General features: G+C 44.5%; 12 protein-coding genes. 1 reads left to right on the top strand and 11 read right to left on the bottom strand.

Features of this window, described 5'->3' with window-relative positions:
• Positions 1-45: 45 nt before the first annotated feature.
• From AC1HCU_RS11945 to lysS, 11 genes are all read right to left on the bottom strand, one after another.
• On the bottom strand, positions 46-1,446 hold the full coding sequence (locus AC1HCU_RS11945) for a DUF5018 domain-containing protein (protein ID WP_480366256.1): 1,401 nt from the start codon (positions 1,444-1,446) through the stop codon (positions 46-48).
• A gap of 20 nt (positions 1,447-1,466) precedes the next feature.
• Positions 1,467-3,071 (bottom strand): RagB/SusD family nutrient uptake outer membrane protein, encoded by a 1,605-nt coding sequence (locus AC1HCU_RS11940; RefSeq protein ID WP_480366255.1) that lies wholly within the window; start codon positions 3,069-3,071, stop codon positions 1,467-1,469.
• Positions 3,072-3,075: 4 nt separating this feature from the next.
• Positions 3,076-6,201: a SusC/RagA family TonB-linked outer membrane protein gene (locus AC1HCU_RS11935; protein WP_480366253.1), complete on the bottom strand. Its 3,126-nt coding sequence runs from the start codon at positions 6,199-6,201 to the stop codon at positions 3,076-3,078.
• Positions 6,202-6,241: 40 nt separating this feature from the next.
• Entirely contained in the window at positions 6,242-7,432 is a 1,191-nt protein-coding gene (locus AC1HCU_RS11930; protein ID WP_480366251.1) for a n-acyl-d-glucosamine 2-epimerase, read from the bottom strand.
• Positions 7,433-7,726: 294 nt separating this feature from the next.
• Positions 7,727-8,455 carry a nucleotidyltransferase family protein gene (locus AC1HCU_RS11925; protein ID WP_480366249.1) on the bottom strand — a complete coding sequence of 243 codons (729 nt, stop codon included), beginning with the start codon at positions 8,453-8,455 and terminating at the stop codon, positions 7,727-7,729.
• Positions 8,452-9,873 carry a RapZ C-terminal domain-containing protein gene (locus tag AC1HCU_RS11920; RefSeq protein WP_480366247.1) on the bottom strand — a complete coding sequence of 474 codons (1,422 nt, stop codon included), beginning with the start codon at positions 9,871-9,873 and terminating at the stop codon, positions 8,452-8,454. The genes AC1HCU_RS11925 and AC1HCU_RS11920 overlap by 4 nt, the downstream gene beginning before the upstream one ends.
• 83 nt (positions 9,874-9,956) lie before the next feature.
• Complete coding sequence (locus AC1HCU_RS11915) at positions 9,957-11,924, bottom strand: NAD(+) synthase (RefSeq protein ID WP_480366245.1); 1,968 nt, start codon at positions 11,922-11,924, stop codon at positions 9,957-9,959.
• 103 nt (positions 11,925-12,027) lie between these two features.
• On the bottom strand, positions 12,028-12,768 hold the full coding sequence (locus tag AC1HCU_RS11910; protein WP_480366243.1) for an inorganic diphosphatase: 741 nt from the start codon (positions 12,766-12,768) through the stop codon (positions 12,028-12,030).
• A gap of 69 nt (positions 12,769-12,837) precedes the next feature.
• Positions 12,838-14,187: a glucose-6-phosphate isomerase gene (locus tag AC1HCU_RS11905; protein ID WP_480366241.1), complete on the bottom strand. Its 1,350-nt coding sequence runs from the start codon at positions 14,185-14,187 to the stop codon at positions 12,838-12,840.
• 43 nt (positions 14,188-14,230) lie between these two features.
• Positions 14,231-15,229 carry an NAD(P)H-dependent glycerol-3-phosphate dehydrogenase gene (locus AC1HCU_RS11900; RefSeq protein ID WP_480366239.1) on the bottom strand — a complete coding sequence of 333 codons (999 nt, stop codon included), beginning with the start codon at positions 15,227-15,229 and terminating at the stop codon, positions 14,231-14,233.
• A 27-nt stretch (positions 15,230-15,256) separates the two neighbouring features.
• Positions 15,257-16,987 (bottom strand): lysine--tRNA ligase, encoded by a 1,731-nt coding sequence (lysS, locus tag AC1HCU_RS11895; protein WP_480366237.1) that lies wholly within the window; start codon positions 16,985-16,987, stop codon positions 15,257-15,259.
• A gap of 334 nt (positions 16,988-17,321) precedes the next feature.
• On the opposite strand from lysS, the gene AC1HCU_RS11890 reads away from it, so the two are divergent.
• Positions 17,322-17,846 carry an NADH-quinone oxidoreductase subunit NuoE family protein gene (locus AC1HCU_RS11890; RefSeq protein WP_480366235.1) on the top strand — a complete coding sequence of 175 codons (525 nt, stop codon included), beginning with the start codon at positions 17,322-17,324 and terminating at the stop codon, positions 17,844-17,846.
• The last annotated feature ends 1 nt before the right edge of the window (position 17,847 follow it).

Raw genomic sequence — 17,847 nt, 5'->3', positions numbered from 1 at the left:
TGTAGTTATGCCGAAGTGAATCGGCATAACTACAACTAATTTTGATTACTGTGGTGTGTAGATCATTCTATAGGCAAATACTCCGGCCCTTTCAGGTTCACTAGCAGCAACAGATACATAAATGTAAGCATTGAAATTGTCAACAAATACAGAGACATCACCCCACCTATTGTAGTTTACGCCTCCATAGATGTCTGAGCCCATTAAAAAGAAATTTTCATAGCCTACATCTCCTGATTTCAGTTCAATCATCTCCCTATTCGTAATATCAAATATGCGAGTGTATGTACCATCCCATGCCCAGAATGCCTGGGTAGTCAGTACCAGAAATTCTTCATTGTTGATTTCAAATGTTTCAAATCCAAGAATCTTATACTCATGATTGCTTCTCTCCATTTGTATAGGACTTTGATTATTTGCACTTAAAATCTCGAATCGACTTCCTTTGGCTTGTGTGCCGCTGTCACTTCCATCATAATGCATATAAGATACATAGAGATCTGAATCATCTGCAATACTTTTTCTCTTTGCCAATGCAAGGGTCCAATTTGATCCAGCATTGTCATAACTGATTATCGTAGGTGTTTTCGATTGAACGACTCCATCAATAAATTCCCAATAGTAAATGTTTTTATCATTTTCAGCAGTGGCGTAAATGTATGCTTTGCCAGAGGTCAAATCACCAGTTACTGACATCTTCGTGCCTACTAAGATTCCAGAAGGAGTATATTCGAGGATCTCTTCTCCTACTGCGCCATCAGGCAGGTTCTTTACATCTTTGTAGAGGAATACCCTGAAGCCAGCCCCCCACATATTATACCTATTAACAATTACATTGCCGCCTGCGTCTGTCTTGACACTCATGTTAAGACTAGGGTAGGGAGCAGTAAGTGTTTTTACATAACTACCATCATTCCTGTTGAAGAGCCGGATACCTTCATCACCATTTCGAACAATAAGGTAATCTTTAGTAACAGTCATACCGGAGATGTTTGAGTTCACTATTCCCAGATCTTGTGAGCTTTTAAACCACAATGATTTGAAAACTGTTCGCATGGGAGTAGGAACTACCTCTATGTAGTTTGTTTTCACCTCTCCAAAAGCATTGACTACTTTGATTTCATAAGGTTCTGTGAAATCCACCATATTGGGCAATGCGGGTGTTACGAAACAATTGTTTTCTACACTAACAGTCGGTTTTAAAGCCGTAACATTGAGTGGGTCTTCTTCAAGAGTAGGTATCTTGACAACAATTGTTTCTCCATCTTCATAAGGACCTGCTTTGGTAGCCATATATATCTGGTCCTCTCCCGGAATTTTAATCATCACATTCATTAAGCCATCTTTCTGATTTGCAATAACCGATTCTTCTTCCGGTGCACATGCAGTTAACATGATGGCCATGACGGCAACTATAGAAAATGTTTTTATTAATATCTCTTTCATAAGTTCTGTTATTAAAGAAGTTATTTCCAAATATCAGTTTGCTCTGCTAATTGGTTCTTTTGCAATTCTGACGTAGGGATTGGGAAAGTGTCATATCTATCCAGGTAGACGCGTTTTTTCCTTTCGCAATCAACGAGTTCGTATGAAAAAGATCCATCCTGATTTTTAGTGGTTTTTACACCTTTCATGGATACTCCATTCAATACACTTTTTGCAATTCCCCAGCGACGGAGATCCCAAAAACGATGCCCCTCAAAAGCTAATTCGATCATTCGCTCACGTCTTAATTCCCTTTGGAAGTCATTTTTTGAACCAACAGGTAGCGATTTCAATCCGCCTCTCACTCTTACTTCATTCAGATAAGAAAATGCTGTTTCAAGATCATTTTGTTCAGCCATCGCTTCAGCATATATTAACAAAACTTCGGCATAACGTAAATAATAAAGTGTCAAGCCCGATCTATCAAAGCCTCCTCTTTGACTCTCATCAAATAATTTTCTTAGATAATAACCGGTTGTTGTTCCTCCGGCACCTTGTGTCATTGCATCTCTGCCACCTTCGAAGGTCTCAATAACACGATCTTTCCATTCAGCACCATTGTACAAAACTGTTTGGTAAAAACGGGGTTCTCTGTTTTTGTATGGATCAGCCGCATGTGCAGGGTTATTCCAGTCGAATTCAACAAATTCTCCGCTTTCATCCTTAATCAGATAATTCATTACCAGATTTTCAGTCGGTGCAACTTCAGCATATCCACCATCACCTTTAGGTGAATAAAAATAGTCGAAACTATAGCCAAAATCCGGTGCACTATAACCTACCTCCAGGATGCTTTCCTTGTTGTTGGCATCATTCTTTCCCCGTTCCATCTTAAATAGATCGCCATAGTTGGGGTATAGCTCATACAAATTTAGATCTATGACCTTTTTTGCTGCATCTGAAGCAGTTTTCCAACGTTTGGCATAGAGCATTGCTCTTGCTTTAAGACCGTATGCACCTCCTTTAACCAATTTGCCTTTCGCGGCAGTAAGAGGCAAATGTTCTGCTGCAAAGTCAAGATCTTCCGCAATAAAATCCCAGCACTCATCAGATTCCGAAAGTTTTCGATCTTTGATGTTCATGTCTGGCAGATCTCTATGGATGACAACTCTTCCACCAAATCGTCGAGCCATCATAAAATATACATGAGCACGGAAAAAACGGGCTTCCGCTTCTGCTCTCAGTTGTACCTCTTCCGGAAAATGCCCTCCATGCGTGTGAAGTCCATCAATAAACCGATTACATGCAATGACCCAATTGTGCCCCCATGACCAGTTGTCCAAAGGATTGTTTGAAGGTGTTACAGGATTCGTATTGAATACAAACAGGTTATGTCCGTCGATCTCCTGATTGAATTTGATTACATCGCTGTACCCGTCGTCAGAGACATTGGGGGTATAGTAGGATGTAGTTCCCAGGAGTCCGTAAAAAGAATTTAAATACAATTCCAGGTTCTTTTCATTTCTCCATGGAGTCTCAGAAGTATATTGATCTGTCAACTCAGGCTCCATAGAACAACTGGATAGATATAATACGATAAATCCCAATATCGTTCCAGTGAGTATTTTTATACTATCTTTTTTCATATCATTAAAATGTTAGATTTAGTCCGAATTCATAGATTCTCTGCGGGGGATAATATCCCTGGTTCACGCTCGGCATTTCAGGATCCAATCCGAAATCCAGACCTGACAAGGTGAATAGATTGGTACCAGATATGTAGAATCTTAGATTCTGAGCACCCATGTTGTTGACTATGTTTTTGGGAATGTTATAGCCAATTTGAGCTGATTTCAATCGTAGATAAGTGCCATCCTGCACATAAAGGGAAGAGTGTGCGGAACCATTGGATCTAAGCTCAATTCCTAATCGGGGATACTTTGCATTAGGATTCTCGGGTGTCCATGAATTCTCAATTAACTCTCTTGGGGAGTTCCCACCGGCAAAGAATGGTCTAGTGTAGAATGTATGATCTTTGAATCCTCTATCTGTGTACAACCCGGCTACTTCTACATCAAAAAGAGATGCACCCTGGAGGAACATGTTAAAATCAAAGTTCTTGTATTGCCCACCGAGGTCAATGCCAAAAATCATTTCCGGAATGCTACTTCGACCAATTGGTACCTGATCTTGTTCGAATGTAATTCGTCCATCTCCGTTGATATCTTTCAATTTGATGTCACCAACTTTGGTGGGACCAAAAACAGCACTTTCATCCAACTCTTCTTGTGATTGAAACAATCCTTCCGCAATGAAACCCCAAATTTGCCCTGTGGGCTTTCCTATTGATGAGGTATATTTTGTCTTGTACGGGTCTTGTGATAGTTTTAGCACTTTGTTTCTTGCCCACGTTAGATTGCTTCTTACATTATAATTGAAATCTCCAATTTTATGTTTGTGGGACAACATTAACTCAAGCCCTCTATTTTCAGTCTTTCCGAAGTTAATTCTGCTTGGATAGAATCCTCCCATTGATGGTGGAAAATCGGCCACAGAGCTGTATTGGTGGCTCCACAGAGAGTGAAAAATATCAAATTCAATACCCAATAGCCCTTTCCAGAGCATTGTTTCAAATCCGAGATTCCAATCATCCTTTACAGGCCACCTGAGTCCATAGTTGGGCACCCCTCCTACATTCAAATATTTTTGTAGCATATTACCAATCATAACTTCATTATTCTGGCTAAGATGGGCGGTTGAAAAATAGGTATAACCCATTCCTGCATCATTACCAAGTCTGCCATATGAAGTTCTGATTTTAAGGTTGTCAACAAAGGAATTAAAACGGTCTTTAAAGAACGACTCTTCTGAGATTCTCCATCCCAATGATACACCTGGGAAAAAGCCCCACCTCGTTTCACTTGGTAAATAAACTGAGGCATCGTATCTTCCTACAAATTCAGCTAAATATTTGTCTGCATATGCGTAATTGATTCGTACACCATAACCAGCTTCTCTGGCTAGTGCATGTCCACCTCCAATGAGGTCTTCTTGTATTTCCTCACCAAAATTGATATCCATGATATCTTCTACCGGATAACCTCGCTTACCCACTGACATGCTGGTATCTTGTATTCTTCTGTATTCATAGAAAAAGAGAGAAGAGAGTTCATGTTTTTGAATCTTCTTATTGTAGTGTATTTCTGGACGCACATTAAATATTTCTCTTTCGGTAAACCATTGCTGAACACTCGCAATCCCTGAACTTCTGGCACGTGAATATTGCTTATTCCAAGTTTTGGCTTGTTGATTATATACTTGTACGTAATAAGGTAATCCTTCAATCTTGATCATGTTGTCGGATTTTTTATATGCACCATCAAGTGAGATTTTTAAACCGGGAATAAATGGAACACTATAATCAATCCTAGATTGAGCATCCAAGGTGTTTCCCCTTGTTATTTTTTGACCTGAAAGATCTCTTGCGGCAAGTGGGTGATTGTCACCATTTCCTTCAGTGTTATAGCTCGCAATTGGTTCTCCATCCGTGTTGTATGGCTTTAGGAAAGGGTATGTCAACATTGCTTGTGGGAGAATTGCAGCATAACCACTACCTGATGCAGATAATCCGGGTTCTTTTGCTTCATTACGCCTGGCTGTTAAAGACATGGATGCTTTAAAATCATCTGTTACATTCATGTCAAGATTTAGGCGAGCCGAATACCTGTCATAAGATGTTCGATCTATAATCCCTTGTTGATTATATGCATCAAACATTCCGTAATAGTTTATTTTATTACTCTTACCAGATATACTTAAAGTGTTACTGGTAGATGGTGCTGTATTGTTGAATAGCAAATCAAACCAATCTGTATTGCCATACACATCATCCGGATCTCCACTTTTTACTTTTTCTATCTCCTCAGTTGAGAATCTCCAGCTCACTTCCGGTACTCCATCTAACTCTTGTGCCTTATTATACCAAGTCATATATTCCAATCCATTTAGGAATTTAGGGAAATTTGCATTCTGAGACAAGGAAAGAGATGAACTGAAATTAATTGTCGGTTTATCAGCATCCCCTCTTTTTGTTGTGACTACAACTACTCCCCCTGATCCTCTCAAACCAAATACCGCTTGACTTGCGGCATCTTTTAAGATTGTGATTGACTCAATCTCATCAGCTACAAGGTTTGGGAAAAAATCGCTTTGAACCCCATCAATAACATAAAGAATACTTCCAGAACCAACCCCTCGGATGTATAAGTTAGCACCATCATTTCCGGGCTGTCCACTCTGCTGTTTTGAAATTAATCCTGGTATACGTCCTTGCATGATAGCCGAAATATTTCCAGTAGGAGCCTTTTTTAGAAGCTCTCCTGCAACTTGTGATACAGCACCAGTCATATGAATCTTTTTTTGTGTGCCATATCCAACGACAACCACTTCTTCCAATAGTTCAGTATCCTCTTCCATGATGATACGAAGAAATGACCTCCCTGCTAGTTGTATGCTTTGTGGATTCATTCCAACATATGTAACTTCCAAAATCGCATTTGGAGGAACATTCATAAGAGTGAAATTGCCATCGATATTCGTAATTGTACCTGTGTTTTCACCTTGTAATTGAATAGTTACACCAATTAAGGGTGTTCCATTAGTGTCATTTACTATTCCATTAACGGTTAAATTTTGTGCAAGCATTGACAAGGAAATCATCCATATTGATACGATGAATAGAGATCCTTTCCATAGACTAAAGATTTTTCTTTTCATTTTTCATTCATTTAGGTCATTATTTAAGCTACTCTTTAGATTATTGTACTGTTATATTTTCCTCAATTGTTGTTCTATTTTCAATTTGATTTATTTTATCTAAAATGGTCCAGCACTGAAACAAACCCCTCGGAACATGAAAACAACCTTTCCATTTGCCACCTTTCAGATCGAGCAGTACCTCTCCCCTGCGGTTGAGATAACCCCACCATTCTGGGTATTCAGGATCTTTAAAATGGCTCCATGTGTAGTCATGAATTTTCTCAAACCAGGAGAGACATTCTTGTGAACCTGTCAGCTGACAGCCTTTCAGCAGGGAAATCAGTGCCTCAATATGTACCCACCATAGTTTCTGATCCCATTCCAATTGTTGAGGAGGAAAACCTTTCCGGTCCAGAAAATAGTAGATGCCGCCATACTCCCTGTCCCAGCCGTATTCTACCATTTTCAGCGTTGTCTCTACCGCTTTTTCGATCAATGCAGGACGATTGAGTCTTAAGCCCAGATCCATGATGAACCACATTGCCTCGATGGCATGTCCGGGATTCATAAGCCTACCGTCGAAGGTGTCTGAGAGGGAACCATCTTCATTTATGTTCTCCACGATCAGCCCGTCTAACTCGGGGCGTAAAAAGATCTCCATCACCTCGTGGATACACTCTTCCATAATCTGCTCCAGAAATTCTTTATCGAGCAGGTGTTCGATTTCGAGTGACAGATTGCAGAGGATCATGGGCAGGGAGAATGATTTCAGGTTTCTCGTTCCCGGATATGCTTTGTTCCATTTTCCTTTCGGGTTGTTTCTTTTCGAAAGTATGATATCGAATGTTTTTTTTGCAATCTCTGCATAGGCAGAGTTTCCTGTGGCTTTACTCAGTTGTCCGAAAGCCATTGTTGCAAAGGTGTAAGAGAAAATGTTGTAGGGTTCAATGATAGGTTTTCCTTCGCGGGTTAGAGAGAAATACCAGTTCATATTACCGTCGTGTCCCTGTTTTTTCAGGAACTCTCCACCCTGAATGGCGCAATCGAGCCACTCTTGCCTTTTTTCCACCTTATTATACAACATAGAGAACATCCAAACCTGGCGTCCCTGTAGCCATACAAACTTATCTGTGTCATAGATGTTTCCCTGCCGGTCGAGACAGGTGAAATAGCCCCCGAACTCTTTATCCTGAGAGTGTGTAAGCCAGAAAGGAATTACATTTTCAAGCAATTCGGTTCTATATTGCATTGATAAACTATTAAAATTAATCATTTTTTTTATTTTGACAAGTTTTGATTTTTTATAGGATTAAATAATTTATTTATATATCCGCAAATTAAACATTAAATATTTTAATAAGCAAATAAAAAGTAAAAATATTTATTATATGACAAGTATTTAACATTTTACAGCCTTGTTGTTGTCTATATTAATAATAAAATTAGGTTAATAGGGGGGATATTTGAATGAGTATTATGTGTATAGTTTTAAAAGAGAGTGATAAAACTGAAAACATAGAGGAAGTACATCGTAACAAAATGATTATAGCAATAAGCTTTCAGCTTCTTCGAGGGAATTCCATTTTCCCACGTCTATCATCTTCAGGTTTGCCGGAAGGTAGGTATTCACTTTTTCTTTTTTACAAATCGAAAGATAGAAATCAATAATGGAAAATTTGTCCGGAAAATTTTGCATATAACGGAAAATTGAAGGCTGAAGAATATGAATTCCGGAGAAGGCAAACTTTTGGCAGTCTGACGGATTGAAATTCGGGAAAGGTGATTTTATTTCTCCGGTGCTTTCGTTGATCCATCCTCTCAAATGGTCAGATTCATCGAAGAGGAGGTAACGTGACGTCTGACGCTTACTACATACCAGGGTGGCTTCTGATCCGGCTTCACGGTGATAGATCACGAGCCTGTGGAGATCAACATTGGACAGGATGTCCACGTTGTGTACCAGGAACGGTTTATTGTCGTCGAAGAACCAGGATGCTTTTTTGATACCTCCGCCCGTGTCGAGCAGCTTCTTCCGTTCGTCTGAAAATTCAATCCGGATATCAAAACGATTGTTTTCTTCCACAAAATCGATGATTTGCTGGCCAAAGTGATGGATGTTGATGATGATCTCATCGAACCCCGACTGTTTGAGCTTTTCTATAATGTGCTGCAGCAAGGGTTTTCCCCCCACCGATACCAGCGCTTTGGGGAGGGAATCGGTCAGAGGCTTTAGTCGTGTGCCGAGTCCCGCGGCGAAGATCATTGCTTTCATTGTTTTCTGAATTCCTGTTCCAGGTTTTGTTCCCGGTGAATCAGCGATACTTTTATCCCGAATTTTTTTGAGATATGTTCCGCCACATGCTGGGCGGCATAAACCGACCTGTGCTGGCCGCCGGTGCATCCGAAAGAGATCATCAGGTTGGTGAAGTTGCGTTCCATGTAACGCTTCACATGCTGATCGACCAGAGGATAGATGGCATTCAGGAAGGTTACTATTTCCCCGTCGTCCTCAAGAAACTTTATTACCGGCTCATCCAGTCCGGTCACGTTGTTGTACCGTTCATATTTCCCCGGATTATTGATGGCACGACAGTCAAACACATAGCCGCCTCCGTTGCCCGAGGCATCGTCCGGAATGCCTTTCTTGTAGGCAAAACTATAAACCCGTACCTCCAGCTCCCGTTTGCGCGAATCGGCAAATTGTTTGAGGTCGGTCATCTCCTTTAATAAATTGCACAGATAGGGATACTCGTCAAAGCCGTCTTTCAGCAGTTCGCGCAGGTTGTCCAGGGCAAAGGGTACGCTCTGGATGAAATGTGGTTTTTTCTCAAAATATCCCCTGAATCCATATGCTCCGAGCACCTGTAAAGTGCGGAAGAGGACAAACTGGCGCAGCTGTTCGAGGAAGTCTCCTTCCTCCACGGGGCGGTATTTCCGCAGCGCGGCAATGTAGGTCACAATCAGTTCGTCGCGCAACTCCGCCGGGAAGTTGGCTTTCGCCTGCCATAGGAACGATGCCACATCGTAATAAACCGGCCCTTTTCGTCCCCCCTGGAAGTCGATGAAGTAGGGGACATTCTTCAACAGCATCACGTTCCGAGACTGAAAGTCGCGATACATGAACGTATGGGAACCATCTTTCAGCAGGATCTCTGCCAGCTTCTCGAAATCGTTTTCGAGCAGGTCTTCCCTAAAATCCATACCGGTGGTCTTCAGAAAACTATACTTGAAGTAATTCAGATCCCACATCACAGAGCGTCGATTAAACTCAGGCAACGGGTAGCAGACACTGAAATCGAGATTACGGGCTCCGGCATATTGAATATCGGGCAGCAGGGAGATGGTCTTGTGCAGAAGCTCTTTTTCGTCGTGACTGAACACGCCGGTCAGCCTGCCCCCCTTGATTACATCGAATAAATGGGTATTTCCCAGATCTTCCTGCAGGTAAAACATCTCGTCTTCCGATACGGCAAGTACTTGCGGAACACTCAGCTGCTGTTCCCGGAAATGCTCCGCCAACCGGATGAATGCCCGGTTTTCGTCGTGCGACTCCCCGTGTACACCGATAAGGGAGATGTTGTCGCGCTGAAGCCGGAAATATTTTCGGTTGGAGCCCGACGAGGGCATTGCCTCCAAACCGGGATTACCTTTTCCGGTATAATCAGTAAAAAGCGAGATGAGTTGTTGCATGTTTAAAAGGTTGAACGTTTTTATATTTTAGGGTTTCGGGGGTTCGTTTTTTCAACGTTTCAACGTTTCGATGTTTCGATGTTTCAATGTTTCGATATACGGGGTTCAGGATTATGTATGTCGGGATCGTTTTTCAGTTCGTTGAGCCAGGTGTCAGCAACGGCATCGCTCGGCATGCGCCAGTCGCCGCGGGGTGAGAGGTTCACGGAACCCACTTTTGGACCGTCGGGCATGCAGGAGCGTTTGAACTGCTGCGCAAAAAAACGCTTGTAGAATACTCTCAGCCACTGACCTATTTCGTCCGCAGCATAGGCTTTGCTAAAAGCCTGGCAGGCGAGGAAAAAAATACGTTTAGGCCCATCGCCATACCGCAGCATGCGGTGCATGAAAAAATCATGCAGTACATAGGGCCCCACGAAATGTTCCGTTTTTTGGGCTATGTTTCCCTCTTCGTCCGCCGGCAGGAGTTCGGGACTGAATGGCGTATCCAGTATATCGTGAAGGATGCTGCGGGCCGGTTCTTCCATCCTGTGATCGGCGATCCATCGTACCAGTGTGGCTACCAGAGTCTTGGGTATGCTCGAGTTCACAGCATACATTGACATGTGGTCGCCGTTGTATGTAGCCCATCCAAGGGCAAGTTCCGACATGTTTCCGGTACCCACCACCAGTCCGCCTGTCTTATTGGCATAATCCATCAGAATTTGGGTACGTTCGCGCGCCTGGCTGTTTTCGTAGGTCACGTTGTGCTCATCGACGGGGTGCCCGATATCCCTGAAATGTTGAGTGACAGCTTCCACAATGGAAATCTCCTTCATGGTCACGCCTGCCGACTTCATCAGTTCCATGGCGTTGTGATAGGTCCTTTTGGTGGTACCAAACCCTGGCATGGTGATCCCGTGAATATTTTCACGCGGCAGTCCGAGGATGTCGAATGTTTTGATCGTTACCAGGAGAGCGAGCGTAGAGTCCAGTCCCCCCGAAACACCCACGACCGCTGTTGTTATCCCGGTATGCCGGAGCCGTTGTGCCAGGCCGTGTGTCTGGATCTGGAATACTTCCGGAAGATGGTCTCCGGCCATCTCTTCGGATGGAATAAACGGGTAGGGGTTAAATGTCCGGTACCATTTGTCGGGAGTGCCGGGAAGTAACATGCAGTCGATTTCCACGGAGGATTCCGGCATGACTGCCAGATAATTGCTGTTTTTAATCCGGTCGTGTCGTAGCACGTCTATATCGATATCTGCAATGATCAGCTCGCTTTCTGTCGAGAAACGTTTCGACTCCGCCAGCAACGATCCGTTTTCCGCAATCAGACAGGCTCCTGAGAAGACCAGGTCGGTGGTCGATTCCCCCCAGCCGGCCGAAGCATAGACATAGGCCGCGTTGCATTGGCCCGACTGCTGGAGCACCAGTGACTTCCTGTATTGGTGTTTCCCCACCAGCTCGTTGCTGGCCGAGAGATTGAACAGGATATCCGCTCCCTGCAGTGCCAGGGCAGAGGAGGGAGGAACGGGTGCCCAGAGGTCTTCACATATCTCGATACCGAAATTTGCATACGGGGTGTGGAAAATCATGCCTCCGGGAGTGATGGGCACCTTTTCGCCGTGTATATCCACCGAAAACAGATGCAAATCGTTCCCCGAGGCGAACCATCTTTTTTCGTAGAACTCCCGGTCGTTGGGAATATTCTTTTTGGGGACCAACCCCAAAATGCCTTCGGCGGATACAACGGCAGCCACATTAAAAAGGCTGCTTTTGATCTTTAGTGGCAGTCCCACGATAGCAATGAGGGAGGGCCTTTCTTTCATAAAGGGCACCAGCTCTGCCAGCGAGTCCACAGCCTTGTGCTGCAGGGCTTCCTGGAAGAAGAGGTCGCCACAGGTATATCCCGTGATGGAGAGTTCGGGAAAACAAATAATCTGTACGTTTTCCTTTAAGGCTCGTTCAATCACCGCTTTTATTTCCTGGGTATTGAAAGCGCAATCTGCGACCCTCAACCCGGGTGATGCGGCTGCCACCCGAAGAAATCCGAACTCATTTATCTGCATATTCTATGAGATTACAGCTGTTCCGGCAAAGTTAGTAAAAATCGGATAAATTACGGAAAAGAAACAAATCTCTTAAATTTGAGGAGAATATGAAGAGGCTGATTTATACGATAATCGACTTTGTCAGATGGATTATTTCCGGTAGTGCTCCAAGCAGCTCGGTCATGGAGTGGAAGACAATGGCTGCGCCTGCGTCTGTCAATACCGAGTCTGGAAGCGGACCTGTATTAACGGCAATGGTAAAGATACCTGCACCTACTGCCGCTTCGATACCCAGTGGCGCATTTTCGATTACGATGGCCTGGTTGGGCTGCAGGTTGCCACCCTTTTCCAGTCCCATCAGGAATGGTTCGGGATGGGGCTTCCCGTGTACCACGTCAAAGGCAGTTACCATTGTTTCCGGTGTAAAGACGCCGGGAAAATGGGTGTCGAGGCGGTCTAGCAGGGAGGGTTGGCCCGAGCCTGTGACCAGCACAGGGGTCAGTCCCTCCTCTTTTACGTAGTCCAATACTTCCTTCGCTCCAGGTATGGTGGCGCCGCTGTTGTATTGCTGAAACAGCTCCGATTTCCGGGCATAAATTCTCTGCTCTTCTTCCTCCGTAGCGTCACGCTGCAGGTTTCGTTGAAAAATGGCGTTGATGGTCGATTTACCTATTCTGCCTTCCTGAAGATAAAATTCATAGGGTATGTGTTGCAGCTTAAGCTCGTCCATCGTTTGCTGCCACGACTTGTCGTGAGCCGGCATGGAGTCGTATAATACGCCGTCCATATCAAAGATGACGGCCTTGAGGTTGAAGCTGCGATGCTGATTCTGTCGCAGGTATTCGTTCAATAATTTATTCATTTCTTTTTACAATAAAACCGCTGAGCCACTTAAAGCGGCCCGGCGGTTCTTTCAATAGCTTTAATATTACTACAGTCTTGCCTTGATGGCCTTTGTGGCTTCTTCGTATCCCGGCTTTTCGAGGAGGGCAAACATGTTCTTCTTGTATGCCTCCACTCCCGGCTGATTGAAGGGGTTGATCCCCAACAGGTAGCCGCTGATACCGCAGGCCTTTTCAAAGAAGTAAATCAACTGTCCGATATATTTTTCGTTCAGTTCCGGCAGTTCAATCTGCAGGTTGGGAACTCCTCCGTCTACGTGCGCGATGCGGGTGCCCAGTTCGGCCATCTTGTTTACCTCATCCACTCGTCTGCCTTCCAGAAAGTTGAGTCCGTCAAGATTCCTGTCGTCATGTGGAATTTGTACTTTCTTGCCTGGTTCTTTCACTGAAATCACCGTTTCAAAAATGGTCCGTTCTCCCTCCTGGATCCATTGTCCCATGGAATGCAGGTCGGTGGTGAAGTCCACTGCTGCAGGGAAGATACCCACGTTGTCCTTTCCTTCACTTTCGCCGTAGAGTTGCTTCCACCATTCGGCCAGGAAGTGGAGTTTGGGGTGGTAGTTAACCAGGATCTCAATCTTCTTGCCCTGTTTGTAGAGTTCGTTGCGAATTACCGCGTAGATGGCCGGGAGGTTGTAGTCGAAAGAGGTAGACGGTTCCGTCGCCTTTTCAATTTCGACGGCGCCACCCACCAGTTTGCGGATATTTATCCCTGCAACTGCAATGGGCAGTAGCCCTACGGGGGTAAGCACCGAATAACGTCCGCCAACATTGTCGGGGATGACAAACGTCTTGTAGCCTTCCGTGGTGGCAAGGGAGCGAAGCGCCCCTTTGGAGGCGTCGGTGATGGCTACAATCCGCTGTCTGGCCTCGTCTTTGCCCACCTTATTCTCCAGCATATCTTTCAACAGACGGAATGCGATGGCCGGCTCGGTCGTGGTTCCCGATTTGGAAATGTTGATGATGCCAAACTCCCTGTCTCGAAGCCAGTCCATTAACTCATGCAGGTAATCTTCGCCGATGTTGTTGCCGGCATAAAGAATTACGGGATTTTTACGTGATTTTTTGTCCTGTAGCCAGTCGAATGATCCCGTAAGGGCATCAATCACTGCACGGGCGCCCAGATAGCTCCCGCCGATACCCACCACCACTACGGCGTCGCAGTGTGTCCTTAACACGGTGGCTGCATCTTCGATCTCCCTGAAATCTTCTTCTGTAATGGAAGAGGGAAGGTTTACCCAGCCCAGGAAGTCATTTCCTTCACGTGACCCGTCGTGTAGTGCCTGATTGCATGCTGTGGCATGCAATGCCTGATTAAGTATTAACTCTTCTGAGAGGAAATCGAATACCTGCTTAATGTTTAATTGAATACTATCCATGTGTATGCTGTATTAATCCGTAGAATGTTGGTTCTGTATACTTTCAAAAATAATCGATCAACCTGTTAATGGCAGCCTGAGGTGCCAGCTTCTCATATAATATCTGATAAACTGTTTGTGCAATGGGCATATCGATCCTGAAGCGGCTGTTCAGTTCGTAAATACATTTTGCCCCGTAATATCCTTCGGCAATCATCTCCATCTCGAGCTGCGCCGTCTTCACGGAGTAACCTTTACCTATCATGGCACCCAGTGTCCTGTTGCGGCTGAACTGCGAATAACCGGTCACGAGCATATCTCCCAGATAATGCTGTTCGGTGATATTTCGTTCAATGGGCAGGACGCCGTTCAGAAAACGCGCCATTTCACCGGCACAGTTGCTCATCAGTACTGCCTGAAAATTATCGCCATACAACAGGCCCTGGCAGATACCTGCGGCAATGGCGTAAATGTTTTTTAATACTGCCGCAAGTTCAATGCCCACCACGTCATTCGATACACGGGCCTTGAGCAAACGCGACGTAATCCCTTCGGCGAGCAGTGTGGCTTTAGATGCGTCCTTGCTGGCAACAGTCAGAAACGACAATCGTTCCAGCGCCACCTCTTCGGCATGACAGGGTCCGGAGATGACACCTATATTTTCTGCGGAGATTTTAAAATTGGAGGCAAGAAACTCACTCATCACCATGTTGTCGTTGGGAATGATTCCCTTGAGCGCCGATACCATAAATTTGTCACGGAAAGTGCTGTTCCATATCCTGCGGAAATATTGTTTCACGAAAGGAGAGGGGATGGCAATGATGATTGTGTCAGATTCTTTGATTGCCTTTTCGAAGTTGGAATAAAAAGTAATCTGGGCCAGATTGAATTTTACGTTGGTCAGGTAATTGGGATTATGTCCCAGTTTGTAAAATCCTTCTATCTGCTCATCGCGACGTATGAACCAGTTCATATGCTTTTGGTTCATCAATACAATCTTGGCAAGTGCAGTACCCCATGTGCCGCCTCCCAAAATACAGATTTTCCCGATTGAATCCGTCATAATATTAGTCCGTAATTTCGGTTTTGATTATTCCGATGCACTGGTTATCCATACTTTAACTTCCTCGGACGTGGGATTGTTCAGTCCCATTTTGAACTTTTTATTCAATCCGCATATCTCCTGATGAAATTTGTTGGGGTTTAAATCGCGGAGACTTTTAACCTGAAGATATCCGGCTTTCTGAATCACGGCTACCCATTCCTCCGGAATACCTGCTTGCGTAAATTCTGTCACGGGATCTCTTTTTTCTTTCTTTTCAGGTCGCATTAAGGGGAAAAGCAGCACTTCCTGAATGGTTGTCTGCCCGGTGAGCAGCATGGTCAGCCTGTCCATGCCTATCCCCATGCCCGAAGTGGGTGGCATCCCGTATTCGAGGGCACGCAGAAAATCCTGATCGATAAACATCGCTTCATCATCACCTTTCTCGGAAAGACGAAGTTGTTCCTCGAAACGTGCGCGTTGATCAATGGGGTCGTTCAGTTCCGAGTAGGCATTTGCAAGTTCTTTTCCATTGACCATCAGCTCGAAGCGTTCAGTGAGCTCCGGATTGTCGCGGTGCCGTTTGCAGAGGGGTGACATTTCAATAGGGTAGTCGATGATGAAAGTAGGCTGAATGTAGTGCCCTTCGGCCTTTTCGCCAAATATTTCATCAATCAGCTTGCCTTTGCCCATTGTCTCATCCTGCTCTATTTCCAGTTTGTGACAAACCCCGCGGAGCTGTTCTTCATCCATCCCGTGTATATCTATGCCGGTATGTTCTTTGATGGCATCGATCATGGTCACGCGGCGATAAGGAGCCTTGAAGTCAATTTCATGATCTCCCACCTTCACCTTCGTGGTTCCGAGTACTTTCAATGCGATATGTTCCAGCATCTTCTCGGTAAATTCCATCATCCAGCGGTAATCCTTGTATGCCACGTAAATTTCCATTACTGTAAATTCCGGATTATGCGTCCGGTCCATTCCTTCATTCCGGAAGTTGCGGGAGAATTCGTAGACCCCCTCAAATCCGCCAACAATCAGCCTTTTTAAGTATAATTCATTGGCTATGCGCAGATAAAGGTCGATGTCGAGCGCGTTCATATGTGTGATGAAGGGACGTGCTGCAGCACCTCCGGGGATACTCTGGAGCACGGGAGTGTCGACTTCGAGGTAGCCCTCCTTGTTGAAATATTCCCGCATAGCATCAAAGATGCGGGTACGTTTCACAAATAAATCCTTCACGCCGTCATTTACCAGAAGATCTACGTAACGTTGGCGAAAGCGTAATTCGGGATCAGTAAGTTTGTCGAAAGCGACACCATCTTTCATCTTTACTACCGGCAGTGGTCTGAGCGATTTTGACAGAATGGTAAATGTTTCCGCATGCACCGAGATCTCGCCGGTTTGCGTACGGAAGACAAAACCGGTAATTCCCACGAAGTCACCAATGTCTGTCAGCTTTTTAAATATGACGTTATAAAGATCCTTATTTTCTTCGGGGCAAATGTCGTCACGGGTAATGTATACCTGGATACGTCCTTTGGAGTCCATCAGCTCAATGAATGAGGCTTTTCCCATGATGCGGCGTGTCATGATGCGGCCAGCAATGCTTACCTGACGGTGATTTGCCTCATCAGTGAATTCTGATTTTATGTCTGTGGACCAGGCGTTTACTTCATACAGGGCAGCGGGATAAGGTTCTACTCCCACCTGTCTCAATTCATCCAGACTCTGCCGACGTATGATTTCCTGTTCACTAAGTTCTAAATTTTGCATGTTCTGTCAAATAGTTGGGCGCAACACCCAAATTTTTCACAAAAGTACAAAATAATTCAGTACGAATACATACTTTTTTCCGGAGACTGCTACTACCTGGTAATTTGCACGTTCTGTATCATCCTGACTGCTCCGGCTTTCTCCTTCACCTCTCAACACGACAGCCGGTAAAGAAAATATGAAAAGGCAAAATCTGAATCGAAAATAATTAAAGAAATATTTCTTTAATTACTGCAGTTATACTATATTTGTAGGTGAATAGTATGGATTACCAGAGATGCTGGAGATCTCAGTATGTATCTGTTGCGATGTGCCTTTTTAAAAAATCTGTCTTATGGAAACACTAACCCACACTCCGCTTCCGGGAGGCATCCTCGATGAGATTATAGAAAAGCACCGGGGAAAGCCCGGCATGTTGCTTACCGCGCTGGAAGAAGTACAGGAGAAGAATCCCCTGAAATATTTATCTGGTGAAACATTGGCGGAGATCTCAAAGAAAATGAATATACCTTATACACAGGTGTACAGTGTAGCTACCTTTTATTCCTACTTCAATCTGAAGCCTCAGGGTAAACATACGGTTGTTGTCTGCAGGGGTACGGCCTGCCACACCAAAGGGTCAAAAGGCCTCCTGGATAATGTCACTACCTTGTTGGGTATAAGAAGCAGTGTAGATGGTGCGGATTCCTCCTATACCACTTCCGACCATCTTTTCACTGTGCGAACGGTAGCCTGCTTTGGGCAGTGCGCTCAGTCTCCTGTTGTGGAAGTGGATGGAGTGATTCATAGTAATGTGAATACACAGAAATTGCTGAAGATCATGACCCAGGTAAAGAACGGAAAAACCAAAAAAAAATAAT

This window comes from Proteiniphilum sp. LBM24028 (assembly GCF_056629195.1).
This window is presented reverse-complemented; position numbering and strand designations above follow the sequence as displayed.

What these genes read in the sequence shown, in the direction of transcription:
- AC1HCU_RS11945 (WP_480366256.1), bottom strand. Translation starts at nt 1,446, where the DNA reads ATGAAAGAGATATTAATAAAAACATTTTCTATAGTTGCCGTCATGGCC.
- AC1HCU_RS11940 (WP_480366255.1), bottom strand. Translation starts at nt 3,071, where the DNA reads ATGAAAAAAGATAGTATAAAAATACTCACTGGAACGATATTGGGATTT.
- AC1HCU_RS11935 (WP_480366253.1), bottom strand. Translation starts at nt 6,201, where the DNA reads ATGAAAAGAAAAATCTTTAGTCTATGGAAAGGATCTCTATTCATCGTA.
- AC1HCU_RS11930 (WP_480366251.1), bottom strand. Translation starts at nt 7,432, where the DNA reads ATGCAATATAGAACCGAATTGCTTGAAAATGTAATTCCTTTCTGGCTT.
- AC1HCU_RS11925 (WP_480366249.1), bottom strand. Translation starts at nt 8,455, where the DNA reads ATGAAAGCAATGATCTTCGCCGCGGGACTCGGCACACGACTAAAGCCT.
- AC1HCU_RS11920 (WP_480366247.1), bottom strand. Translation starts at nt 9,873, where the DNA reads ATGCAACAACTCATCTCGCTTTTTACTGATTATACCGGAAAAGGTAAT.
- AC1HCU_RS11915 (WP_480366245.1), bottom strand. Translation starts at nt 11,924, where the DNA reads ATGCAGATAAATGAGTTCGGATTTCTTCGGGTGGCAGCCGCATCACCC.
- AC1HCU_RS11910 (WP_480366243.1), bottom strand. Translation starts at nt 12,768, where the DNA reads ATGAATAAATTATTGAACGAATACCTGCGACAGAATCAGCATCGCAGC.
- AC1HCU_RS11905 (WP_480366241.1), bottom strand. Translation starts at nt 14,187, where the DNA reads ATGGATAGTATTCAATTAAACATTAAGCAGGTATTCGATTTCCTCTCA.
- AC1HCU_RS11900 (WP_480366239.1), bottom strand. Translation starts at nt 15,229, where the DNA reads ATGACGGATTCAATCGGGAAAATCTGTATTTTGGGAGGCGGCACATGG.
- lysS (WP_480366237.1), bottom strand. Translation starts at nt 16,987, where the DNA reads ATGCAAAATTTAGAACTTAGTGAACAGGAAATCATACGTCGGCAGAGT.
- AC1HCU_RS11890 (WP_480366235.1), top strand. Translation starts at nt 17,322, where the DNA reads ATGGAAACACTAACCCACACTCCGCTTCCGGGAGGCATCCTCGATGAG.